The 21,296-nt window shown below is 54.9% G+C and carries 23 protein-coding genes and 4 pseudogenes; 12 read left to right on the top strand and 15 right to left on the bottom strand.

Annotated elements, in window-relative coordinates:
* The first annotated feature begins 54 nt into the window (after positions 1-54).
* The 3 genes from ABRZ28_RS17705 (at position 55) to ABRZ28_RS17695 (ending at position 969) form a co-directional block, all read left to right on the top strand.
* Positions 55-300 (top strand): hypothetical protein, encoded by a 246-nt coding sequence (locus ABRZ28_RS17705; RefSeq protein WP_223881708.1) that lies wholly within the window; start codon positions 55-57, stop codon positions 298-300.
* A gap of 27 nt (positions 301-327) precedes the next feature.
* Positions 328-510 (top strand): hypothetical protein, encoded by a 183-nt coding sequence (locus ABRZ28_RS17700; RefSeq protein WP_223881709.1) that lies wholly within the window; start codon positions 328-330, stop codon positions 508-510.
* 174 nt (positions 511-684) lie between these two features.
* Entirely contained in the window at positions 685-969 is a 285-nt protein-coding gene (locus ABRZ28_RS17695) for a transposase (RefSeq protein WP_223881710.1), read from the top strand.
* 374 nt (positions 970-1,343) lie between these two features.
* Here the strand turns inward: ABRZ28_RS17695 and ABRZ28_RS17690 are convergent, their stop codons facing one another.
* The 3 genes from ABRZ28_RS17690 to ABRZ28_RS17680 all read right to left on the bottom strand — a co-directional run bounded on the left by ABRZ28_RS17690 (position 1,344) and on the right by ABRZ28_RS17680 (position 3,814).
* The gene (locus tag ABRZ28_RS17690) at positions 1,344-2,123 is read right to left on the bottom strand and encodes a DUF2145 domain-containing protein (protein WP_220087931.1); all 780 of its coding nucleotides are present in this window, start codon (positions 2,121-2,123) and stop codon (positions 1,344-1,346) included.
* Between the two features lie 152 nt (positions 2,124-2,275).
* Positions 2,276-2,740: a hypothetical protein gene (locus tag ABRZ28_RS17685; protein WP_112092784.1), complete on the bottom strand. Its 465-nt coding sequence runs from the start codon at positions 2,738-2,740 to the stop codon at positions 2,276-2,278.
* Between the two features lie 423 nt (positions 2,741-3,163).
* The gene (locus ABRZ28_RS17680) at positions 3,164-3,814 is read right to left on the bottom strand and encodes a TetR/AcrR family transcriptional regulator (protein ID WP_112092783.1); all 651 of its coding nucleotides are present in this window, start codon (positions 3,812-3,814) and stop codon (positions 3,164-3,166) included.
* A 630-nt stretch (positions 3,815-4,444) separates the two neighbouring features.
* Between ABRZ28_RS17680 and ABRZ28_RS17675 the strand changes: the two genes are divergently transcribed.
* The gene (locus ABRZ28_RS17675) at positions 4,445-5,353 is read left to right on the top strand and encodes an MlaA family lipoprotein (protein ID WP_112103634.1); all 909 of its coding nucleotides are present in this window, start codon (positions 4,445-4,447) and stop codon (positions 5,351-5,353) included.
* Between the two features lie 363 nt (positions 5,354-5,716).
* On the opposite strand, the pseudogene ABRZ28_RS17670 reads toward ABRZ28_RS17675, so the two are convergent.
* Positions 5,717-5,863, bottom strand: a pseudogene (locus tag ABRZ28_RS17670) (transposase); the annotation flags it as partial.
* 194 nt (positions 5,864-6,057) lie between these two features.
* A complete protein-coding gene (locus ABRZ28_RS17665) occupies positions 6,058-6,945 on the bottom strand; it encodes an SDR family oxidoreductase (RefSeq protein ID WP_112092723.1) in 888 nt (295 codons plus the stop codon).
* Positions 6,946-7,065: 120 nt separating this feature from the next.
* On the opposite strand from ABRZ28_RS17665, the gene ABRZ28_RS17660 reads away from it, so the two are divergent.
* Entirely contained in the window at positions 7,066-7,995 is a 930-nt protein-coding gene (locus ABRZ28_RS17660) for an AraC family transcriptional regulator (RefSeq protein WP_330521013.1), read from the top strand.
* Between the two features lie 156 nt (positions 7,996-8,151).
* On the opposite strand, the gene ABRZ28_RS17655 is transcribed toward ABRZ28_RS17660, so the two are convergent.
* From ABRZ28_RS17655 to ABRZ28_RS17615, 9 genes are read right to left on the bottom strand one after another with little or no spacing between them, the layout of a single operon-like run.
* Positions 8,152-10,845, bottom strand: a complete 2,694-nt coding sequence (locus tag ABRZ28_RS17655; RefSeq protein ID WP_330521012.1) for a conjugative transfer ATPase — start codon at positions 10,843-10,845, stop codon at positions 8,152-8,154.
* Between the two features lie 2 nt (positions 10,846-10,847).
* The gene (locus ABRZ28_RS17650; protein ID WP_112092720.1) at positions 10,848-11,243 is read right to left on the bottom strand and encodes a TIGR03751 family conjugal transfer lipoprotein; all 396 of its coding nucleotides are present in this window, start codon (positions 11,241-11,243) and stop codon (positions 10,848-10,850) included.
* The gene (locus tag ABRZ28_RS17645) at positions 11,243-12,652 is read right to left on the bottom strand and encodes a TIGR03752 family integrating conjugative element protein (RefSeq protein ID WP_112092719.1); all 1,410 of its coding nucleotides are present in this window, start codon (positions 12,650-12,652) and stop codon (positions 11,243-11,245) included. Before ABRZ28_RS17645 ends, ABRZ28_RS17650 begins: the two co-directional genes overlap by 1 nt.
* Positions 12,649-13,476 (bottom strand): TIGR03749 family integrating conjugative element protein, encoded by an 828-nt coding sequence (locus ABRZ28_RS17640; RefSeq protein WP_330521011.1) that lies wholly within the window; start codon positions 13,474-13,476, stop codon positions 12,649-12,651. The genes ABRZ28_RS17645 and ABRZ28_RS17640 overlap by 4 nt, the downstream gene beginning before the upstream one ends.
* A complete protein-coding gene (locus ABRZ28_RS17635; protein WP_112092717.1) occupies positions 13,473-14,111 on the bottom strand; it encodes a PFL_4703 family integrating conjugative element protein in 639 nt (212 codons plus the stop codon). The genes ABRZ28_RS17640 and ABRZ28_RS17635 overlap by 4 nt, the downstream gene beginning before the upstream one ends.
* Complete coding sequence (locus ABRZ28_RS17630) at positions 14,108-14,467, bottom strand: TIGR03750 family conjugal transfer protein (protein WP_150437847.1); 360 nt, start codon at positions 14,465-14,467, stop codon at positions 14,108-14,110. Before ABRZ28_RS17630 ends, ABRZ28_RS17635 begins: the two co-directional genes overlap by 4 nt.
* Positions 14,467-14,811 carry a TIGR03745 family integrating conjugative element membrane protein gene (locus ABRZ28_RS17625; protein WP_150437848.1) on the bottom strand — a complete coding sequence of 115 codons (345 nt, stop codon included), beginning with the start codon at positions 14,809-14,811 and terminating at the stop codon, positions 14,467-14,469. Before ABRZ28_RS17625 ends, ABRZ28_RS17630 begins: the two co-directional genes overlap by 1 nt.
* A 39-nt stretch (positions 14,812-14,850) precedes the next feature.
* Entirely contained in the window at positions 14,851-15,084 is a 234-nt protein-coding gene (locus tag ABRZ28_RS17620) for a TIGR03758 family integrating conjugative element protein (RefSeq protein ID WP_172290865.1), read from the bottom strand.
* Positions 15,081-15,395 (bottom strand): integrative conjugative element protein, RAQPRD family, encoded by a 315-nt coding sequence (locus tag ABRZ28_RS17615; RefSeq protein WP_172290866.1) that lies wholly within the window; start codon positions 15,393-15,395, stop codon positions 15,081-15,083. The genes ABRZ28_RS17620 and ABRZ28_RS17615 overlap by 4 nt, the downstream gene beginning before the upstream one ends.
* A 204-nt stretch (positions 15,396-15,599) precedes the next feature.
* Between ABRZ28_RS17615 and ABRZ28_RS17610 the strand changes: the two genes are divergently transcribed.
* Positions 15,600-16,001 carry an H-NS family histone-like protein gene (locus ABRZ28_RS17610; protein ID WP_172290867.1) on the top strand — a complete coding sequence of 134 codons (402 nt, stop codon included), beginning with the start codon at positions 15,600-15,602 and terminating at the stop codon, positions 15,999-16,001.
* Positions 16,002-16,127: 126 nt separating this feature from the next.
* Complete coding sequence (locus ABRZ28_RS17605) at positions 16,128-16,454, top strand: helix-turn-helix domain-containing protein (protein ID WP_172290868.1); 327 nt, start codon at positions 16,128-16,130, stop codon at positions 16,452-16,454.
* A 10-nt stretch (positions 16,455-16,464) separates the two neighbouring features.
* Here the strand turns inward: ABRZ28_RS17605 and ABRZ28_RS17600 are convergent, their stop codons facing one another.
* Complete coding sequence (locus ABRZ28_RS17600; RefSeq protein WP_172290869.1) at positions 16,465-16,725, bottom strand: helix-turn-helix domain-containing protein; 261 nt, start codon at positions 16,723-16,725, stop codon at positions 16,465-16,467.
* A 102-nt stretch (positions 16,726-16,827) separates the two neighbouring features.
* On the opposite strand from ABRZ28_RS17600, the pseudogene ABRZ28_RS17595 reads away from it, so the two are divergent.
* From ABRZ28_RS17595 to ABRZ28_RS17575, 5 genes and pseudogenes are all read left to right on the top strand, one after another.
* Positions 16,828-17,099 (top strand): annotated as a pseudogene (locus tag ABRZ28_RS17595) (helix-turn-helix domain-containing protein).
* Between the two features lie 82 nt (positions 17,100-17,181).
* Positions 17,182-18,212: pseudogene (locus ABRZ28_RS17590) on the top strand (IS630 family transposase).
* 95 nt (positions 18,213-18,307) lie between these two features.
* A complete protein-coding gene (locus ABRZ28_RS17585) occupies positions 18,308-19,330 on the top strand; it encodes an IS110 family RNA-guided transposase (protein WP_150435047.1) in 1,023 nt (340 codons plus the stop codon).
* Positions 19,331-19,681: 351 nt separating this feature from the next.
* The gene (locus ABRZ28_RS17580) at positions 19,682-19,849 is read left to right on the top strand and encodes a hypothetical protein (RefSeq protein ID WP_172290870.1); all 168 of its coding nucleotides are present in this window, start codon (positions 19,682-19,684) and stop codon (positions 19,847-19,849) included.
* A 236-nt stretch (positions 19,850-20,085) separates the two neighbouring features.
* Positions 20,086-21,199 (top strand): annotated as a pseudogene (locus tag ABRZ28_RS17575) (IS3 family transposase).
* Positions 21,200-21,296: the final 97 nt, after the last annotated feature.

Genomic DNA, 21,296 nt, shown 5'->3' with positions numbered 1-21,296 from the left:
CCACTTTGCAAGGACAGATAAAAGCCAACAAAATGGTAACCCAGTGAAAAACTGATGGCTTTCATTGTTCAACAACCACCGTCAGGGATAGTCATGGAAGCCTGCGGTAGTGCAAATTACCGGGCTCGTCAGTTCAGAAAATACGGACATGATGTTAAACAAATCAGCCCCCGGTATGTTGTCTCGTTCAGAATGGGGAATAAAAACGATAAGAATGATGCCATTGCCATCGTTGAAGCTGATAGCCGTCCAGGGATGCGCTATGTACCGGGAAAAAGTCTGGAGCAGCAGGATATGTAATGCCTGCTCCGGGGTCGCCAGCGTCTGATGAAAAACAGAACTGCTCTCATCAATCAAATACGAGGGTCAGGGCTGGAATACGGTATCGCCATACCGGAAGAGCCACACAAAGTGGCATCATGCCTGCCCGATTATCGGGAAGACGCAGAAAATGAACTGACGGCAATGAGCCGGCAGTTATTTCATGAGTTGTTGCAGGAGCTCAGGTAATATCAGCGGTGATTAAAAGAACTCGATAAACGCCCTGAGCATATCGGGTCACTGAATGAGGATACAACCCGCTTACAAAGTTTACCGGGCATTGGTGTCTTGAGCGCATTCGCACTGACGATTGCACCGGGGGACCGTTCCGATTTTTAAAACGGCCGGCATTTTGCCAGCTATTTGGGACTGGTCCCGAAGGAGTACAGCCGTGGTGGAAAAGTTAAATTGTTGGGCATAACAAAACAGGGTGATGCTTACCTGCGTGGTCTTCTTATCTATGGCGCTCGCTCAGTGGTGTACCGAATCGGTAACCTTCCCGATGAACGTTGTAACGGCCTGCAACACTGGCTCAGGGGGATAATAGCCCGAAGTTGCGTGAACAAAACCGTTGTCGCTCAGGCAAACAAGAATGCCCGAATGGCCTGGGCAGTGGTCAATCAGCAAACTATTTATGTACAGACGTGATATAAATTTTTAAGTAAAGTCAAAGAGCTGATGTGATGACAGGTAGAACCGACTCTCTGTGAACCTGACAAATAATCTGGTTATAACAGACCATTGCGATAATGAGGCCAGAGAATACGGATGTTCATCAGGGCTCGTTGACGCCGAATATAGGTTTGTGACTACATTGTCAGAGAAAAGGAACGCCCACGCTTGCATTGGGTCTGTGTCCATATGAGTTATTTAGGCGTTAAATATCATGCCGACATTTCCCGGATATTATCCACCGCAAGCGTATATCCAGAGAAACGAATTGATATCAAGCGTCATGGTGAAACCGCGACTGAGTCCAGCAATAACGTTTATCCGTTTGATGTGGTGTCCGCCGTTTTCCGTCAATCGACCAAGGCGACGACACGATCCCCTGCGCCCGGCTGACATTCTGCCGCAATAGGAGACCATCCGTGGCTCACGACGACTTGCTGGCCATCGAGGCAAACCTCCAGGCGTTCGCTGCCTGGAATTTTCTCCTGAATAAAGGTTTCGACAGTTTGCGGTAAACTGATTTTCAGGCGCATGGCCTCACGATCCTCCTTGGGGTGATCGTCCAGATGTACCAATGGCACAAAAGTCGATGCCAACATCATCCAACGCGAGGGGATCTCAATGGGGTCAGGCGTATAGGGTGCCTTACGAAGCCAATCTTGCGCTCGCCCGCGTAAGTCCGCACCATCGGCAAGGTTTCCCCACGCCACAGCAAGCAACTCCATGACCCATTGGTTACAATTCTGATAGTCTAGGCCAAAGGCATAGGCGTTGGCGCTGTAGTTCGCAGCCAGCAACCGTAAGGCCAGCCGCTTGTCGAGTGCCGCTGAACGCAACTTCCGTGCGGCTACCGGAGGGATCTTGATGATCGAGATATAACCGAGAGATGCATTTTCGGTTCCCATAACGAACCCAGCCAGCCCTTGATCATAGATTCGTGGGCGTCCTTCATCGCAGGCGTAATAGAGCTGGCGAGCGGTCCAGCGACCATCCTCGCCACGCAGCGCCACAGCAGCATGTGAATAGCGGATATTAAAGCGTGACAGGTCAAGACCGGAGCGACTAATCAATACCGTATCCCCGTCGGTTGCGGCGAGTTCTTCGTTCACGACCGCAGCGAATCGCAGCAAGCGATCCTGCTGAACCGCGGAAAACTGCTGTGTACGATCACAAAAGTCTGACCCCACTGAAGTCTGGGGAGACGATGTGACAGGACGTTTCGCGCACCCGGTGGCGAGCATGAGCACGGTTAGAATCCAAGCTACCTGGCAGCGCTTCCTCATCACTGGGTAACGGCGCGCGCGGCGAGATCGTCATGCCAGTTGTCAGCAAGTACCAGGTAAAAAGCTTCCTGCGTATCGCCACGAGCGAATTCGAGACCATAGACCCTCTGCTGCGCAAGTACGATGTCGCCGGCCTCCAGGTCTTGCGTGTCGAGAACCGCCTGGGGCAGATCTAGCACGAGATGCCGCTGAGCATTATTGCCTTGCATGGTGACACGGCGAAATCCGGTGCGGTCAGGCGCGTCAGCGACATCAATGATGCGGTAGTTGCCGCCCGCCGTCTTTTCATCATCCTTTGAGCTGTCGCTCGATCCACTTAACGAATCCGATACGCTCCCACTGGATGCCGAGCCGGCACTTGAGGCGGAGGATGCGGATGAAGCGAAGATTTCAGCCTGCGCGTGGAATGAAGCAGCGGTGATTGCCATGATACAGACAAGACGAAAAATCGTTAGAGACGCCATAGTGGCTCCTTAAGTAAAGCAAACATTGACTACGTTGCTCTTGCTAAGAAAAAGTGGCGGTTCAATGCCGACACCTTTCTTTATGCTTTATGACAACCCCGCAGCAACGACTATTCCGGCTTAAGATTTGTGTCGTGCGCCATGGGTTTGTGGTCGATACGGTCAGCCCCAGAGTCTGATGCTCGAGGACGATATTGACTGTATAACGATAGATTACTAATGACCGATCGTTCATTATCAATCTAATCTACTACCGAATGATCGGACAGTAAATACCCGAAGCGACAATATCAACACATCTATTGGCGACAGACTCGGGGCCAGAGACAAAGAGATCGTATGGCCACTCCGAGTGCGAAAGGAGCAGGCAGCCCGCCCCTAGCGAGCTGCACAAACCGGGGAAGGAGACAACGCGGAGAGTAACTATTCGCCAGGGCGTAATAATAAAGTCAACAGTTTGCGATGCGTTTCTTTGATTGCTTGCAGTTCGCTCTGTGCCTTCTCCTTACCCATTACCATCTGAGCCACGGCCGAATAGACAACGGGGGCCATCACAAGGTTGAAATTCTCGGTCAATGGACTGGACTTTACGACTCCGGCCGCCACGAACCCATCAATAAGCGCTTGACGCTCCCTGCGCCCCTGCATATTCCCCGCATCCCATTTTGCGAGCAGGTGCGGCACTCGATGCCCTTCGGTGATGAGAAGTCGGGCAATCGCAATTGTGTCGTCGGTTAACCCGCCGTAGGCAAAATCGACAAGGCGCTCGACCAGCTCGTCAGCGTTCTCCACATCCCGCAACAAGCTCCAGTTGCTTTCCGAGCGGCTCATCAATTGCTCAAGGAGCGTCTCGAATATATCGTCCTTGTTGGCGAAATGAACATAGACGTTGGCTTTGGATATGCCAGCCCGGCGAGCGATCCTGGCAATGCTGGCGGCGGTAAAGCCCAATGCACTGAACTCAATCAGCGCCGCTTCGAGGATCTGCTGGCGCCGAACCTCAAGGGGCAAACGTGTTCTTTTCTTTTTGGGAGCAACCTCGGCCAAGGAGGCTGATGGATTTTTTTTCTTCATGCTGCCGTGTCATGTAAGCGCCGGATCGCAAGATCTGTGCGAAGCACCTAAACATATCCGACGAAATTAACGGGGCCAGGAGGAAAGCATTTCCCTCGCTTTGGCGTCGTTCAAGGCTGTCAACATTGAAACGAATGCAACGTCGCGCGCCATTTATCGCAGACCACTGCATCACTGACGGCGAGAAATGCGACTAAACGGGTATTGGCTAGCCGCCTCGTGGCCAACAAGCTATGGGCGCAGCCCTGGTTCGTCAGAGTGTAAAGCACGGGGGCGTCCAACGCTCTCTTTTATTGACCGCTCTCGCATACCGGGCGTTTTAAACCATCAATGAATAGCTCCCCAGCCCGGGGCAACCTATGTTTCCTCTCATCACAAAAAATCAGCAACTGAAGTTGATGAAACTTGCTGAAAAAGTTCTACTGACCGATCGTTCATTATGGTATAAGGTTTCTCACCCCCTACAGCACCGCCTGTTGCGGGAAGAACATGGCAAGCAGATGTGTTTTCCCGCTCCCTGCTGCATAGCCGGGCCACGTTGCTGAATGGGGGCGCGTCAGGCGGCCAGACTGCTTGATGATAATTCCGGCTTGACCAACGCCTTCTTCACAACAGGAAAGGAATACACTTATGAATGCATGCCGCTTCATCCTGCTTACCCTGGTTGTGCTGGTTACCAGCGCTTGCGCCGGCGATAACGTGCAGCAGAAAGCCGTCGCTTCAAGTTCCCCTACGCCGATTGTCGTTGGTCGGGCCGATGAGTCTTCAACCCCCGACTTGAAAGCCACCCGCGCAATGGGGATAGCGGGTTCCGCTAGAACTGAGACGGCTGCGGCACCAGCCGCATCTCGGTCTGCGGGAGATGCGCCAGTCGCCCGGACGATGCCCCCCCTTATGTCGGCTAACGACACTATTCCGCCCGGCCCGAAAGGCTCCACGCGGGATCCGTGGGAGGGATTCAACCGTCGGATGCACAGTGTCAACAATGGCATCGACAGATACGTGACCCGTCCCCTAGCGATCACCTATGAGAAGATCACGCCAGAGTCGGTGCAATCAAGTGTGACGCGGTTCTTCAAGAACCTGAGCGAACCGACAACGGCGGTCAATCACACCTTGCAAGGCAGGCCGGGCCAGGGCGCCCAATCATTGGGGCGCTTTGTTGTCAACTCGACCATCGGGATCGGCGGCCTGTTCGATCCGGCGTCCCACATCGGCTTATCCAGGCAATCCAGTGAGGACTTTGGGCAAACGCTTGCCACATGGGGCTGGCGCGATTCCCGTTATCTCGTGATGCCTTTACTCGGCCCTCGTACCGTCCGCGACACCGTGAGCATGGTCGGCGACCAACCTCTGTCTCCCATCGGCTACGTGGAAAACAGCGGAGTGGTATACACGCTGCAAGTCATGAAACTGGTGGATGGGCGCGCGCGCGCGTTCCCCATGGACGAAGCCCGCAAGCAGGCGGAGGACGAATATGTGCTGGTGCGTGATGCCTGGATACAGCGACGCGATAGTCAGATAGCTCAGGATCCGTGATGAACGCCAGAGGGAGGGGTAAAAACAGCCACGGCGATCGGCATCTTTCGCCAGATTAATTAGTTACGAACATAACTCGCACCACATTTAACTGTTAGGCCTTATTCCAAAATATTGAGAGGGAGCCTGGGGTTATGGCTCCCCCCGACTTTTCTCCTGTTGCGCGGATAGGATATGAGTTAGGCTGTATCCCTTAGCTCAACAGCCTCCTCAAAAATAACTGGATCGTCCCCAGTTTGAGCATGCTCAGATAGTTTCTTGCTGTTTTTTCTGAACGTATAGCGATCCGACGATTTTCTTTTAATGTTGCAAAGCAGCGTTCCACTACATTGCGTTTTTCGTACAACCGGATATTGAGTTTTCTGCGCCAGAACACAGAACCCAAAATATGCCATTCATAACATGTCTGTGTGCAAGGTAAGGTCGCCCACCTCTGGAAGAGCCTCTCTCAGGAGGCAGCATGGGGGAAATTAGAAACCATGCATCATCAGGAAAATCGTAACGAGCCAAATTAAAGGACTTTTTGTGGTTGAACCATGCTCCGTTTTGTACAAAAAATAGTTATGGGACACAGCCTGGCAGCGACACAAGTATGATTATCAGTGCAAAAATGCCAAGCTAAGTGGATAGTCAGATTAGCTGCACAGAAAATCCGCTTAAGTTTCCTTTAGCGGCCTTTTTGCTACAGTAGGCGATTTGGCAGGTTAAAGCGAAAAGTATCGCTCGATATCCTGAAGCAATTCCGGATGGGCTGGGTGCCAGTCTAGGCGTTTCCGGGTCAGCGCACTTGATGCCCGCATATCCATCTGTGCAAACATCGCCAGCCAGCCAAAATGGGCGTTAGCGGCTTCCGAGGAGAGGCTGGCCAGCGGGACATCCAGGCCCACGCTAATCGCTTCCGCGATATCACGAAGAGGAATGCCTTCTTCTGCTACCGCATGGTAACGCAGCCCGGATTGCGGTTGTTCCACCACAAGCCTGTAAAGCGTAGCCACATCAAGAAGATGAGCGGCGGCCCACTGATTGGTACCCTCACCCACATAAGCGGATACCCCTTTCTCTCTGGCAAGCGAGATAAGTGAAGTGACGAACCCTTGTTTACACTCATTATGGACCTGCGGGAGCCGGACAATCGAAACGTTGACTCCATTGTCTGCTACGCGGGCCCCGGCCAGTTCGGTTGACTTACGCGGATTCCGCGTCGCGGGATCATAAAAATCTTCGGTAGCCAGTTGACCCGGCGCGGCACAGCCCATGGCTGCAACAGAAGTAATGATCAAGGGGCGTGTAGAGCCCTGTAGCCCTCTTCCCAGCGCTTTGATGGCCTGGGTTTCTTTTTTCACCATCTCTTCCGGATGGCTAAAAGTGTTGTCATAAGCACAATGAATCACCGCATCGGCCTTTTGTGCCCCGTCAACCAGACTTTGAATATTTTCCAGCGCTCCCCGATGAGTTTCTGCTCCGACACGAGCAAGAAGTTGTTCGCCTTTATCCGAACGAGCCAGGCCCGTTACCCGATGGCCAGCCCGAATAAGTTCTGTGGTGATCGCGAGTCCAATAAAACCGGTGGCTCCCGTTAAAAATATATTCATAATTTCCCCCGGTAAGCAGTTCAGATTAACTATTTCACCCTTAAGTGTCAGTGTAAAAGAGGATGATCGGTACGGTCTCTGCTATAAATTCGTTATTCTATGCAGATCGTACGGTATTTTATGGATCCTCTTTCAGAAGTTCTGTCATTGCTCAAACTGGAGGCTTATATCTCCGGCGGTTTTCCCCTAACTGCGGGAACCGGGCTTGAATTCAGGCGACACCAGGGCATCAAATGCTACGTTGTTATCGACGGAAACTGCTGGGTCGCTGTCACCGGGAGCCAGGAGGCAATCTTTCTAAAATCGGGCGACTGTGTGTTTCTGCCTTCCGGCGCCCCCTTTTGTCTGGCGACCGCTCCCGACAGTCTACCGCAGCCTTTTATCCCGCCGGACAAGGAGACGAGCTCAGCGCTAACAATGCAAGCGCCCCGGGATGGGGCGTTTATTCTTGGTGGACGTTTTACCTTCAGCAGCGCCCATGCCGATATCCTGCTGCATTCCCTGCCCCCACTGATACCGGTCACCGAAGGTATCGGGCAAAAGGTTATGCGTAATGCCATGGAATGTCTGCGAGAAGAGATGCGCGTGCCCCAACCGGGTGGTGATTTGATCGCGCAGCAACTGGTACAAATCATGCTGGTTCAGGCGCTAAGGGTATTCCTTCAGCAGAAAGGGAATGAACACGTTGGCTGGATGTTTGCCCTTTCCGATCCGCAGCTCAAAGCCGCGATTACTTATATGCACCAAGAGCCAGCTTTCCCCTGGACTTTGCAGGAATTGGCAAAGCGGGTTGGTATGTCCCGGACCGTTTTTACCGAACATTTTAAGCGCAAGGTCGGCATCACGCCGATGAAATATCTCTCCCAATGGCGAATGTTGCTTGCAGGAGAGCGCCTCAGAAATTCCCGCGATTCAATCACTCAGATCTCGCAGTCCGCCGGGTACAATAGTGATAGCGCGTTTGGTCGGGCGTTTAAAAAAGAGTGGGGATGTTCTCCGCGTGAGCATCGCCAACAACTTCTTCGCGCCTTTACCAGCCACGAACAATGACAGACCGTCGGTATCCGTTCAGGGTCTAGATTTTGCCGGTGGTGCTGGCCTGCCGGACGACGGCATTGGTTAATGCCATGGAATATGCCTCCTTTAGGGGGAAAAGAGGTGTACCGCGTACAGGGAAGTAACTCAGCAAACTTCTAATCCCGCTCATTATATTGTCATCAGCCCCCGCTTTTCATCCAGTATTTGGGCCACCAGAATAGCGGCGTCCAGTTCGCTGATCCCTTGCTCCCGCATCAGTTGAGCCCGTTGCGCTTTTTCGTGTTTTTCCGTCATCCCCAATGCCAGAAACAGGCTGGGCGGGACCACCCGAAACAGCGCTTCCACTTTGCTGGCTAACACTACGCCTTCGGTGTATTTACCGGGGGCTTTCTGCGCGGACAACAGCAACAGGCGCTGTTCTTCGGTCAGGATTTTGAAGCGCTCAAGTTGTTCTACTTCCTCGGGCGGCATAACCAGCAGTTCCCACCATTCAATCATGTTCAGCAGCTTTTTCGCGTCATCCGGAAAGTCAGCCAGGTTTTGCGTCGCCAGCCACAGCCAGATACCGAGTTTACGCCACATTTTTGAGCCTTTGGTCAGAAAGCGCGCCAGCAGCGGGTTGACGGTGATGATATGGCTTTCATCGGTAATATTGACGATAGCGCGGGACAGGTGCTGATCGCGTTCACCGATATTGTTGATGTGATTAATCAATGAAATATAGGCGATGGCAAGCTGGGCCTCGTAGCCTTCGCGGGCGAACGTGGCCAGATCGACCAGAGTGATATCGGCATCGGGCCAGGGCTGTCCTTCCCGGTTAAACAACTCACCCTCGAAGCCGGAGCAGAACATGTTCATGGATTCCGCCATTTCATAGGCCCGGTTGCGGCGGGGTTCCGGCAGCGTGGCGTCGCGGGAGAGGTCGAACAGCGCATCGCGCACATCCTGCGTCAGCGTCTGACGCCCGACCCGGTGGCACGTCGTGGCGGCATTGATGATCGCCTGGCGGATCATGGCGCGGTCAGGGCGAGTGAGACGCGCGTCTTCCCGCGCTTCGCCACCGGTAATCATCAGTCTGGCGGTGATCTCCATCTCACCCAGGATATCGCGCTGGTCGTCATCGTCCTGTTTTTCCTCCTCGTCGCTATCCGGCAGGTCGGCGCTGATATCCTGCTCCGCCAGCCGCCATGCGTCGGCGAAGACCGGCAGGGTGAGCCCGCTGCCGGGTCTGAGGCTAATTTTGTTGACCGTCAGTCCGTGCCGTTTCGCATAGTCAGCGATCAACCCAAAACTGTTTCCCGCCTCGACGATAAACAGGCGGGGGCGGTGCAGCGCCATCAACTGGGCGATTTTGCCATTCAGGGTGGCCGATTTCCCCGCCCCGGTCGGCCCCAGCAGCAACAGATGCGCGTTTTTGGCTCGATCGGCCGGATTCAGGGGATCAAAGTCGAACGGCGCGCCGCCCCGGTTGAAATAGCTGATGCCGGGATGCCCGGTGCCGGTTTCGCGTCCGAAGACCGGCAGCAGATTGGCGATATGCTGCACGAAATTAAACCGGGTATGCAGATGACGCTTGTCGCGGCCCGGATCGAAACACATCGGCAGCCAGCGCAGGTAGCTGCTTAACGGCGCCACTTCATCACCGTCCTGTACCGGCACCAGTCCGGCGTTGAGCAATACGCTGTTCAGTTCCCGGCTTTGCCGGTTCAGTGCCGCAACGTCCGGGCCCGACAAATAGAATGCCAGCGTACTGCGATACATTTTATGGCCTGCTTTCAGCCATTGTCTGACGTCCCGGCAGTCTTTCTTTGTGTATTCCGAATCGACATTTTCACCGATGGCGCGGTCTGCCAGGCGGTTCAGGTGCGCTTCCAGCCGGTCCTGCGGATAAACCACCATCGTCAGCGCCATGATGGCGGATTCTGGCAACAGGTCGAACAGGGCATTGATGCCGTCGCCCTTGCGGTTTTCCCCGGTCAGATGGCCGATACGCGGTGGTTTGCGTAAACGATCAACCGTCACAATCTTGTGAGGCAGCCGGTCAAAGCACCAAATCCCTTGACGCGCGTCGGAAACAGGTTCGCTGAACAGCAGTGACTCGGCAAAATCAGTCATGACCGGCGGCGTTGCTTCGTCGAGGGGATCTTGTTCCGGGGCCATGCCGTAAAATGCCTGGCGGTCGTCGCACGGCGGGGCAGGATTAAACCAGCGCGTCAGCCAGCGCTGAACGTCGGCGCCGGTCTGACGTCGTGCGTGAAGTCCGGCGCCCGCCAGCGCGGATACCAGCCTGTCGCCAGCATTATTCAGCGCCAGCTCCGGCGACAGGTCGCCGGGCGGCGTTCTGGCCGGCGAATAGCGGTAAATCACCAGCCGGGTGCGGCGAATTTGCCCCCGCCACGGCGTGCGAGTCACCACATCATCAAAAAACAGACCGCCGGTGCGAGTGATGCCGTTCAGGTGCTTTTCCATTTCGCTCAGCCAGGCTTCGCTGAATGCCGACCCTTGCGCTGCCGGCGTCACATAGTCGCGTAGCTGTTGCAGATAGCCGCTGAAATCGTCCTCGTTCTGACAGAAAAACTGCACTACCCACGGACAGCTATCCAACTCCTCAAAGGTATCCTGAAGCGCGTCTTTGACGATATCCCGGATCTCGGATAAATGCTGCTGCGAGCGGCCTTCGGTGCCGACAGGGGTGATATTGTAAACAGCGCCCACCGAGCGGCCGTCGTCAAGCAGTAACGTCTGGCTGTCGTGCTGGTATTCTACCCACGGCAGCAAATCGACAAAGGAGGGGCCTTTCTGATACGCGGCGTTCGCCGCCTGTTGCGTGAGTTTCCCGGTACGGGGTTGTGCGGTCTGCATAATTACAGCGCCTCCGTGCGTTCGCCGGGCATGGCGTACTGCACCCGCGTGTAGAAAGGAAATACGGTGGAATAGCCCGGCACCGGCGTGGGTTCGCCGTCCGTCAGGTGTGGGTAGACATACATCAACATATCGGGGTTGGGTAGGCGTCGGAACTGCGCCCGGATTTCGTTTCCGGCGGTGCGGGTATAGGACTGCTGCTCTTGCGTCAGGGGCTGTTCCAGCGGGCGGCGCAGCAGGCTGCGCTGGTCATACAGCGTGCGGTTGTCGCCGGTTTGACGTCCCCACAGGCTCAGCATGGTGGTGTTTTCATCCACCGGCAGCAGGGTTTCCTGCGAGGTGCTGCATCCTGTAGCTGCCAGCGTCAGCAGCAGAAGAGAAAGAAAGTGGCGTTTCATCAGTCCAGTCCTCCTTTATTGCCGGTGGCCGGCGCGTATTTCACTTTGCGGCCCTGTTTTTCGTAATCAATGGCGAGTTGTTGCGTGATATGTAAGGCGACCGGGTGGCCGGGTTGGACGTAAACGGCATCGAACATCTGACCGTAGCGCTGTTTGAACCAGTCGGCGGATTCTTTCAGGCCGCCGCCCAGCGCCTGCCCCAGGACATACTGTCCGCTGTTGCCGGTGACGGCGGAGGTGATCGAACCGTCTTCCACGGTGGAGGTGGTCTGTCCGTTGGCGAACGCGCTGGCGGCTGCGGACGATCCCGACAGTAAAAATTGCGACGACAGATACTCTGCGGCGTTGGATTTACGCTCACCGGGAATACAGGGCAGGCCGTGTGGATCGGACAGCCAGCCGATCCCGCTGCCGCTGTTTTGTGAACTGTTGCCGCCACGGCCTGATTGACCGGCGGCCTGCGGAACGGTACGCACGGTGCCGTCGCGAAAGACGAAGGTGATGCTGTGAAGCGTACCGCGCACACAGGAGAGCGTCCAGTCGCCGGATGCCGTACCGGAAACGATAGCGCCTTCGACGTCGGGCAGTTCGATGCCGTTGGCGGTCAGGTTATCGCGGCCGATCAATACCTTGAAGGGATACGGATCGCTGACCGTGCCGTTAATCGGGATCCGCCCCAGCAGCGCGGTCATGGCGACCGAACCCGTCAGGGTGCTGTTTTCTGGCAGCGTGTAAATCGGCACAACCTCTTTAGCTGCACGTTTGCCTGACGTGTCCTCACCCTGAGCCTCCTTCTGCCGACCGTTCGCGCTATCTCCGGCTAAGCCGAACGGCATCGGGAACTGCACGCCGGAAACGGCGGGTTGACCGCGTTTGTCCACGGGCATGGCATCGGCAGGCTCTATCCAGCGCAGGGCGCCAGCGGGAACCCCCTGATTTTCCAGCCCCAGTCCGAGAGGAATATCGTCCGCGGCGGCGGGCTTCTGCGTCAGTTGGCTGAGTTTCTCCTGAACGCTGTCCAGCAGGGTACTCTGCTGCTTTTGTAGCGCTGAACTGAACGTCTCGCGCTCCCGGCTGATGGCGTTATTGATGCGGCTTTCCACATTCTGGTCGCGTTCACGTAGCCGCCGGTTCTCCTGAACCAGCGCGGCGCTGTTCTCACGCATTTCCGCCATTTCCTGACGGTACTGTTTCATCTGGCCGACCAGCGTGGCGACGGTATCCCGGGGCGTATCGCCGTCGATGCCCAGCGCGGTGAGCTCGTCGCCGCTTAAATCGGCCGCGGCATGTTCGTCCTGCTCGCTTTTTTCGCTGCCGGCGGGCTGGCAGGATTTCAGTCCGATAAATCCTGCGCCCAGCAGCAGGCAGGGGAGAAGCAGTTTCAACAGGTTGTTGGCCTGTAATTTCATCGTTTTGCCCCCTTGTTCCCTTTTTCGACAGCGGGCGGCTCCGGCAGTATGGCGCGATCCGCGCCGCCGTCTGTGACCAGGTACGCCACGGTGGTGTCTTGCGGCGTACCCTGTGCGCCGATCCAGTCGTGCTGAAACGTGGCGGCGACAAAGGCGCCCTGTAACGCGCGTGGATCGAGGTGAATACGGCCCGGACTGCGGTTTTGCAGCCTGATGGCCGTGACCGCGTAGCCGTCGAGTTGCCAGGCCGCCAGGGGCGTGGCGGTTACCGGCTCAGTCGGCAGCAACGTGGTGACGGTAGCGGGCAGACGCGCGGGAGCCTGGCGAATTCCTACTACCGGCTCGACGGTGCGCAACGGCGCATAGAGCATTTGCGCCGCATAACGGGTGAGCGCGACCGGCACGGGGAAAGGCGTTTCCGCGACGCTATCGGCCGGGGCCTCGGTATCCGGCCTGTCGGGGATATCGTTACGGTAAACCGCTTCGTCGTAACGCAGTTCCAGCGGCTCCAGCGCATCGCCGTCAGCGGCGCGCACATCCAGTAAAATCAGCTCGCCGCTCTCCACGTCATGGAGCTGAAGACGGGTATCGGTAAACGGTTTACTGGCCCGCAGGTAGACCGTTCCGCCGCTGCTCTGGATCCGTAGTTTGTCGCCGAGCTCGGCGGGGTAGCCGACGCGGACGTTTTTGTTGATAAGCAGCACGCGTTCATGGCCGACATGCAGTTCAACCGGCAGAGGGATGCGTTGCCATTGCACCAGCTCTGTTGCGGTAGCGAAGAAAGGGCAGAACAAAAGCAGGAGAGGCAGGATGACCTTTTTCATTTTTCCTCCGTTGCGCTCGTCGCTTCCAGTTTTTGCGGGGGGCGGGCAAAACAGTCGAGTGCGAGTCCCCAGGGATTTTTTTCAGCGTCCACGTCATAGCGCACGACGCTTAACGGGTAGCGTGCCAGCGCACGCTTGACGGGCTCCGCGCGATAATATTCATCCACGGTAAGATCGAGCGTGACCGTCCAGCGATCGCGATCCAGCACCTCCACGCGTTTGTGGTTAAAGCCGCGTCCGGGGATTTCATAAACGCCGCGCACCCGGTCGCGCAATTCTCCGGCGTCCCGGCGCTGACGGTAGTCTTGCTCCAGTTGCGCCCGGCAGGCGGGCGTCAGATAGGCGCTCAGTGCGGAAAGATTGCGCGGATAATCCCGATCGCCATCAACGGGCCAGCGGTTAATTTGCTGAAAGATGTAAAATGCGAAGGCGTAGACATTGCCCGGCGGTACCTCCCACCACGGACGGGTGCTGCCGGCGCGCAGATCGGGCGGATTATGAATGGTCAGGTGTCGTGGCGCGCTTTGCCAGCCGTACCAGAGTGCGGCGATAATCACCAGCAGCAGGCCCAGCGCCAGACGCAGGGTGATAATATGCGCATCGCGGGCGGCCAGCGCGTGTTTGAACTGGCTCATGATTTCACGCTCCTGCGGGTAGACCAGACCGCATTGCTTTGCACCAGACGGGGATCGCCGAAACCCTGACGGGCCAGCCAGGCGTCCGCTGAGCGGTATAGCCAGGTATCCGGTCGCCCCCGTTTCAGGCGCGCCAGATAGCGTCCGCCGACCAGAATGGCGAGCGCGGCGCCTGCCAGTCCGCCGGTGGGGATCAGCGCCCAGACGCCGAGTAACAGCGCGGGTGGTATTCCGCCGGTTAGTCCCGACAGGAAGCCGGCAGCCAGCGAGATAAAAAGCTCGGAAGCCGTCATCCCGCGAAACACGACCGGTTCGCGATTGAGGCGGTCCGGCAGAAAATCGATCGTCAATGTCATCACAGCACCTCGCTGGCCTGCGTCAGCAGCCAGATGGTCACGACCAGCAGGATGGCGCCGACGCCCGCCATGGCGCCCAGATCCTTCCACTGTTTTTTACCGTTTTGGATCTCCGAATAGGTGGCGATGCAACTGTTGGCGACGACCAGAAAACCTACGGCGCAGACGCCCAGCGACAGCAGGATCACGATGTCGTAGCCGTAATTTTTAAGCGTATCCATGATGCCGCTGCCCTTGCCGCGAGAGGGATCTTCCATCGTGGGTAAATCGGCATAGGTGGAAAATGAACAGGCGGACAGCAAGACGGCGAAATAAAAACGACGGATCAGGTGTTTTGTAGACATGGCACTCTCCGGATGAACGGCATTAAAGAAGACGGGGTATTAGCTGAGAACCAGCCAGAAGCAGACCAGAAGCAATAGCGTGGTGCGGGCGGCGATCCCGCCGAACTGGCGTAGCGTCAGCGCGTTGCCGGAATAAGCCTGCCAAGAGCGCAGCAGCACCCAGGCGGCCCACACGAAGAGCGCGGCGCACAATAATCCCAGCACCACCACGTTGACCTCGGCGGGCTGTGCGGAACTTCCCGCCTGAAACGCGGTGATTTGTTCAGACGTCATTGCGCGGCATCCTCAAGCCGGTAACGGCCTGAAAGTGGGATGATGTGGCGAGGCTGCGCCCGGGCCGGCATCAGATAGTGCTCAATACCGGTACGGATAGTTCCGATATCCGCGTAGGCCTGCGTGTAATCGAAAAAGAAGCGTTCAGCCGGGGCCTGGGCGGCTTGTGTCTGCGCACATTGCAGGGTGGACTCGATATGATTGAGTTGCGTTAGCATCAGGGCAAGACTGGCCTGTTCCGTCGTCGGTGCGGCATAAACCGGACCGGCCAGCAGCATGGCGGATAAACACAGTCGCGAAAGAAAAGTCATTCTGGCCTCCAGAGACAATTGAGGGGAGGCTTGCAGCGTGCCAGAGCGGTTAAACGGTTTCCGCAATCAACTGATTAGCGGAAAAAAAGAAAATTCTTGGGGAAGGCGTTTGGAGCATCAGACTCTATTGTGCTGAACGAGTAGTTCAGAATCCTGTCTCTCCTGTAAGATAACGCTGATTGATAACCATCAGGATGACGATAAATGAGTGAAACTCTTAAGGTATTAAATAACATACGCTCCCTGCGCGCTTTGGCACGCGAAACCGATTTGGCAACGCTGGAAGAGATGCTGGAGAAACTGACGGCCATTGTTGAAGATCGCCGCGAGGAAGACTCCCGAAATCAGCAGGAACAGACTGAACGGCAGGCTAAAATAGAGGCTTTACGCGCCAGATTGCTGGAAGACGGTATTGATCCTGCTGAATTGCTTGGCGATGTAAAAAACCGGCCAGCCAAAGCCAAACGCACGCCTCGTCCCGCCAGATATCAATACACGGATGAAAACGGCAACGAGCGGACATGGACCGGGCAAGGCCGAACCCCTGCCGTCATCCGTGAAGCCATTGAAAAGGACGGCAAGACACTGGAAGATTTTGCCATCTGAAGTCTGGCTCAGATGTTCCCGGGCATGAGTGACATCGATTACTGCGCCAAATACATTGTCAAATCATTCACCCGGCTACGATAATCGTAGTATCGGTAATTCTTCATAACTACGATTATCGTAGTTATGAATGCTCATCGATCGCACAGTGATATTTTCAGTAAACGTTTAAAGGATGCCCGTCAGCTTCGTGGGCTGTCCCAGAAAGGGCTGGGTATCGCCGCCGGGATTGACGAGTTCGTTGCCAGTACGCGTATCAACCGGTATGAAAAAGGCGTACACGAAGCCAATATCGTGACAGCCGGCCATCTGGCGCTGGCTTTACAAGTCCCGCTGGCGTACTTCTATGCAGACGACGATAATCTGGCTAAGATGATCCTGAAATTTGCCGAACTATCGGCAGCTCAACAAAATGCGCTGCTTGCCTCGCTGGAAAATAAATGGATCAGGTAATGCGTTCGTGTTACTTAGCCCGCTTCCCTCTGATTTTTATCTTACGGTCGATTAATCTTCCCTCAGAATCATAGTAACGACTTGGCCAGATCTCGGCAGGGTAAATGCCCAACTTCTCGGCGATTAACCATTCTCCTTTCGGCCAGGGACGTGTCAGAACATTTGCCAGCGTCGATGAACTCAATCCGGCAGAACGAGAAAGCGCGGCCATGGTCGTACTCTGTTTGCGTAAGGCGGCGATGATATCCGCCTGATGCCAGTCGTTTTTCATGTAAATCCCCTAACTTTTCGTCGTAAAAGGAACATGTACCACCTGATGCTACATTATTCGTAGTATGACGTTCAAGCAAAAAAAACTACGATTATCGTAGCCATGAAGAGCAAACCCAATTACCACGCTATTTTCTATCAGCGGCTTAAGCAGGCGCGCCAGGGGAAGGGCTATCGCAAAAACAACTCGGCATTGAGGCCGGGATCGATGAGTTTGTCGCCAGTCCCCGTATCAATCGCTATGAAAAGGGCGTGCATGAGGCCGACTCCGAGACGATTCAACGGCAAGCGGATGTGCTGGACGTGTCGTTAGCCTATTTTTATACCGCTGATGATGAACTGGCTGGCCTGAGCCTAAATAGCTGCGCGGAATAGTAGATCAATTTGTGGGAACTCCGTCCGGATTATGCGATCTGATCAATCACCAAACATCACAAATCACCAACCGGACTGAGCGATGCCGAACATTGCACCAATACCCCGTACCGAACGGCGCCTGATGCAGAAAACTATCCATAAAACACGTGATAAAACCATGCCCGCAGACTGACCGCCATGTTGATGTTACATTGGGGCGAACGTGTCAGCGACGTCGCCAGAACGCTCTGCTGTGCCCGCTCATCAGTGGGACGCTGGATTAACTGGTTTACGCTGTCGGGTATTGAAGGTCTCGTCTCTTTACCTGCGGGGCGCGGGCGTCAGTGGCCGTATGAGCATATTTGTGCGTTGCTGCGTCGACTGGTAAAACACACGCCAGGCGATTTTGGTTATCAGCGTTCCCGCTGGAGCACAGAACTGATGGCAATAAAAATCAATGAGATAACCGGGTTTTCAGGTGCATGCCGGGACACTCCGCCGCTGGTTACCCGCTATCGGACTGGTGTGGCGAAAAGCTGCTCCCACACTGTGCATCCGCGACCCGCACAAAAAAGAAAGAATGGCGGAAATTCATCAGGCGCTGGAGAAATGCAGCACAGAAAACCCGGTGTTTTACGAAGATGAGGTGGATATCCATCTCAACCCCAAAATCGGCGCGGACTGGCAGGTACGCGGCCAGCAGAAACGCATAGTGACGCCCGGTCAGAATGAAAAGTACTATCTGGCAGGGCGTTACACAGCAGCACAGGTAAAGTCAGCTATGCTGGAGGCAGCAGCAAAAGTTCAGTCTTATTTATCAGCCTGTTAAAGCATTTGAAGACAACGTACCGGCGGGCAAAAACGATCACCCTCATTGTGGACAATTATATTATCCATAAAAGCCGGGAAACGCAGCGCTGGCTGAAACAGAATCCGAAGTTCAGGGTGATTTCCCAGCCGGTTTACTCGCCGTGGGTTAACCATGTTGAGCGTCTGTGGCAGGCACTGCACGACACAATCACCCGCAACCATCAGTGCCGTTCAATGTGGCAACTGTTGAATAAAGTTCGTTATTTTATGGAAACCGTCAGCCCATTCCCGGGAGGCAGGCATGGGCTGGCAAAAATGTAGCGATATTAGGCGCTAATGAAATGGACACCTCCCCACAAAGGCCTCAGTGAGCCATGCTGTAAGTGCAAACCAACAGCAACATGAAGAGGTGTCCCATGGAACAAATTATCGGAATTGATCTGGCAACGCGAGTTTTTCAGGTGAACATCGTGTCTGCGCAGAGCAGGAAGAAAGCGAACAAAATGATCAACCGTGAAAAACTGATGGCGTTCATTGCTCAGCAGCCTCCGTCCCGTATTGTAATGGAAGCGTGCGGCAGTGCGAATTACTGGTCTCGCCAGTTCAGGCAATACGGACATGACGTCAGGCAAATCAGTCCACAGTATGTCGCTCCCTTCAGGATGGGCAGTAAAAACGATAAAAATGATGCAGCGGCAATTGTAGAAGCTGACAGTCGCCCGAGTATGCGCTATGTGCCGGAGAAATCTCTTGAACAGCAGGATATTCAGTGTCTGCACAGGGTTCGCCAGCGGCTGATGAAAAACAAAACCGCGCTGATTAACCAGATACGGGGTCTGGGCCTGGAATACGGTATCGCCATACCGGAAGGGGCCCATAAAATCATGGCGTGCCTGCCAGATTACCTGGAGGATGCGGGAAATGAGCTCACCACGCTCAGCCGTCAACTGTTCCACGAAATGTTGCAGGAACTTCAGGGCAGTCAGCAGCGAATTAAAGAACCGGACCTGCGTCTTGCGCGTATCAGTCAGCAAAATGAGGATACTCTCCGGCTGGAAAGCATACCCGGTATCGGGCCACTGGGCGCTTCAGCCCTGACGGTGGCGCTGGGTGACAGCACAGATTTTCAGAATGGCCGGCACTTTGCCAGCTATCTGGGTCTGGTTCCGAAAGAGTACAGTAGTGGTGGTAAGGTCAGACTACCCGGGATAACAAAACGTGGAGATGGTTATCTGCGTGGGTTACTTATCCACGGCGCTCGCTCAGTGGTTTACCGGATTATTAACCTCCCGGAAGAACGGTGTGGTGGTTTTCAGCGATGGCTGAAGGGTGTTATTGCCCGAAGTGGCGTGAATAAGGCTGTAGTGGCGCTTGCCAACAAAAATGCCCGAATAGCCTGGGCGCTTATAAACCAGAAGACAGCGTACATGATCAAGTAACTAACTGATTTTAATAAGTCCCAAGAGTTGATGTGCTGACAGGTAGAACCGACTCTTTGTAAACCTGGCAAATAGCCGGGCTGTAACAAGCCATGGCACTAATGAGGGCAGAGAGTGCGGATGTTCATCAGGGCTCACGAAGCCGGATATATGTGTGTGGCTACTTTGTCAGAAAAAGATCTGCCCGTACTTGTATCGGGGAGGTGTCCATATAAGCTATTTAGCATTTCAGGTTCTATCGCCGGAGGACGAAACGGAAATTTTGGCGCTAGTAAAAAGTCGAATGGGTGGTGAACTATCAGTAATTTAGCATCCTGCCGATTGCCCAGTGCTGTATCAATGGTACAGGGTATGGCGGTATTTTTCAGTTTTACTACCTCAGCGAAGGCGATAGAAGTGATCTATTCGTGGGAAGATAGAAAAGCATTGTTGAGTGGCAATTTTGTGATGAAAAACCAGTCGCTTGTTCTGCCAGCTAGGGGCGTCAGTGTCAGTCTTGTTGAAGAGAATTTTGCCTAACTATAAACAGCTGAGAGTTATGGAGCGACGAGCACTTGATTTTGCGTGTTTGGTTGATAGATGGCGCAGGTAATGACGAACCAAAACATTCTCATAAATTTCTCCGTATCGGTTAATCAATCGGAGCACAACACTGTTTTTCCCACTGACCAGTACGTCGGACTTTGAGCTGTCTGATCCTACCCACGAATAGTGGACACGCTGTTAAGCGAGTAAAATCGTTAACAAGGTGAACCATGACGCAAGCAAAATCTGTGAAGAAGACATCCCGTAATCAATATACCCCGGAATTTCGCCAGCAGGCGCTGGCGCTGGCTGAGCGCATCGGTGTGGCCAAAGCTGCCCGGGAGCTCGGCCTGCACGACTCTCAACTCTACGTCTGGCGCAGTAAACAACGTCAGCAGGGCTCCACCTCTGAGCGTGAGCAGCAACAGGCAACAGAAATCGCCCGCCTCAAGCGCCAACTGGCCGAGCGGGATGAGGAACTGGCCATCCTCCAAAAGGCGGCCACCTACTTCGCCAGACGCCTGAAGTGAAGTACGCTTTTATACACCAACATCAGGCGGCGTTCTCAGTGAAAAGCCTGGCCCGGGTGTTGCGTGTCTCGCGCAGTGGCTGAAGCGCCGGCAATCCTCCTCGCTGCGGCAGATGCGCCGCCAGCAGTGTGATGAGCGGGTGGCGCAAGCTTTTATACAGGCAAAACAGCGCTATGGCGCGCCCCGTTTGACGCAGGCGTTGCGTGAAGCCGGCCATGGCTGTAACCGTAAAACGGTGGCGGCCAGTCTGTGACGTCAGGGATTACGGGCCAGCGCGGCGCGTAAGTTCAAAGCCACGACAAACAGCCGGCATAACCTGCCGGTGGCGCCGAACCAGAAGTACGTTGGGGATATCACCTATCTGTGGACAGAGGAAGGCTGGCTGTACCTGGCGGTGGTTATCGACCTGTATTCGCGTCGGGTGGTGTGTTGGTCAATGTCGGAACGAATGACGGCGGAACTGGCGTGCAATACGCTGAAAATGGCGCTGTGGCGGCGAAAGATGCCGCGAGGCGTGATAGTTCATTCTGACAGAGGTAGCCAGTATTGTTCCCATGATTATCAGGGTGTTATAAAAGACAATGGACTGATATGCAGTATGAGCGCAAAGGGCTGTTGTTTTGATAACGCCTGTGCGGAAAGCTTCTTCCACAGCCTGAAAGTGGAGCTAATCCACGGAGAGAGGTTCAACACGCGGGAGGAGATGAAATCGGCGGTATTCGAGTATATCGAGATAGACTACAATTGGCGCCGACGGCATAGTGCCAACGGCGGGCTAAGCCCGGTGCAATTTGAGGAAAGAAACCTCGCTTAAGGCTGTGTCCACCGTTGCTGGGCAAGATCAGTCAGGAGTAACGATACGCTTAAAGACGACAAACCAGATTACGTATAACCTTAATTCCTTGCAGTTG

The sequence above is a fragment of the Brenneria sp. g21c3 genome (assembly GCF_040240345.1).
In the GTDB taxonomy this organism is placed as follows: Bacteria; Pseudomonadota; Gammaproteobacteria; order Enterobacterales; family Enterobacteriaceae; genus Brenneria.
The sequence above is the reverse complement of the archived record's forward strand: the minus strand, read 5'-3'. Positions and strand labels throughout refer to the sequence as shown.

Bases quoted from the DNA above. Each gene is read 5' to 3' on its own strand.
- ABRZ28_RS17705 (WP_223881708.1), top strand. From the start codon at position 55: ATGGCTTTCATTGTTCAACAACCACCGTCAGGGATAGTCATGGAAGCC.
- ABRZ28_RS17700 (WP_223881709.1), top strand. From the start codon at position 328: ATGAAAAACAGAACTGCTCTCATCAATCAAATACGAGGGTCAGGGCTG.
- ABRZ28_RS17685 (WP_112092784.1), bottom strand. From the start codon at position 2,740: ATGGCGTCTCTAACGATTTTTCGTCTTGTCTGTATCATGGCAATCACC.
- ABRZ28_RS17680 (WP_112092783.1), bottom strand. From the start codon at position 3,814: ATGAAGAAAAAAAATCCATCAGCCTCCTTGGCCGAGGTTGCTCCCAAA.
- ABRZ28_RS17675 (WP_112103634.1), top strand. From the start codon at position 4,445: ATGAATGCATGCCGCTTCATCCTGCTTACCCTGGTTGTGCTGGTTACC.
- ABRZ28_RS17665 (WP_112092723.1), bottom strand. From the start codon at position 6,945: ATGAATATATTTTTAACGGGAGCCACCGGTTTTATTGGACTCGCGATC.
- ABRZ28_RS17660 (WP_330521013.1), top strand. From the start codon at position 7,066: ATGGATCCTCTTTCAGAAGTTCTGTCATTGCTCAAACTGGAGGCTTAT.
- ABRZ28_RS17655 (WP_330521012.1), bottom strand. From the start codon at position 10,845: ATGCAGACCGCACAACCCCGTACCGGGAAACTCACGCAACAGGCGGCG.
- ABRZ28_RS17650 (WP_112092720.1), bottom strand. From the start codon at position 11,243: ATGAAACGCCACTTTCTTTCTCTTCTGCTGCTGACGCTGGCAGCTACA.
- ABRZ28_RS17645 (WP_112092719.1), bottom strand. From the start codon at position 12,652: ATGAAATTACAGGCCAACAACCTGTTGAAACTGCTTCTCCCCTGCCTG.
- ABRZ28_RS17640 (WP_330521011.1), bottom strand. From the start codon at position 13,476: ATGAAAAAGGTCATCCTGCCTCTCCTGCTTTTGTTCTGCCCTTTCTTC.
- ABRZ28_RS17635 (WP_112092717.1), bottom strand. From the start codon at position 14,111: ATGAGCCAGTTCAAACACGCGCTGGCCGCCCGCGATGCGCATATTATC.
- ABRZ28_RS17630 (WP_150437847.1), bottom strand. From the start codon at position 14,467: ATGACATTGACGATCGATTTTCTGCCGGACCGCCTCAATCGCGAACCG.
- ABRZ28_RS17625 (WP_150437848.1), bottom strand. From the start codon at position 14,811: ATGTCTACAAAACACCTGATCCGTCGTTTTTATTTCGCCGTCTTGCTG.
- ABRZ28_RS17620 (WP_172290865.1), bottom strand. From the start codon at position 15,084: ATGACGTCTGAACAAATCACCGCGTTTCAGGCGGGAAGTTCCGCACAG.
- ABRZ28_RS17615 (WP_172290866.1), bottom strand. From the start codon at position 15,395: ATGACTTTTCTTTCGCGACTGTGTTTATCCGCCATGCTGCTGGCCGGT.
- ABRZ28_RS17610 (WP_172290867.1), top strand. From the start codon at position 15,600: ATGAGTGAAACTCTTAAGGTATTAAATAACATACGCTCCCTGCGCGCT.
- ABRZ28_RS17605 (WP_172290868.1), top strand. From the start codon at position 16,128: ATGAATGCTCATCGATCGCACAGTGATATTTTCAGTAAACGTTTAAAG.
- ABRZ28_RS17600 (WP_172290869.1), bottom strand. From the start codon at position 16,725: ATGAAAAACGACTGGCATCAGGCGGATATCATCGCCGCCTTACGCAAA.
- ABRZ28_RS17585 (WP_150435047.1), top strand. From the start codon at position 18,308: ATGGAACAAATTATCGGAATTGATCTGGCAACGCGAGTTTTTCAGGTG.
- ABRZ28_RS17580 (WP_172290870.1), top strand. From the start codon at position 19,682: ATGGCGGTATTTTTCAGTTTTACTACCTCAGCGAAGGCGATAGAAGTG.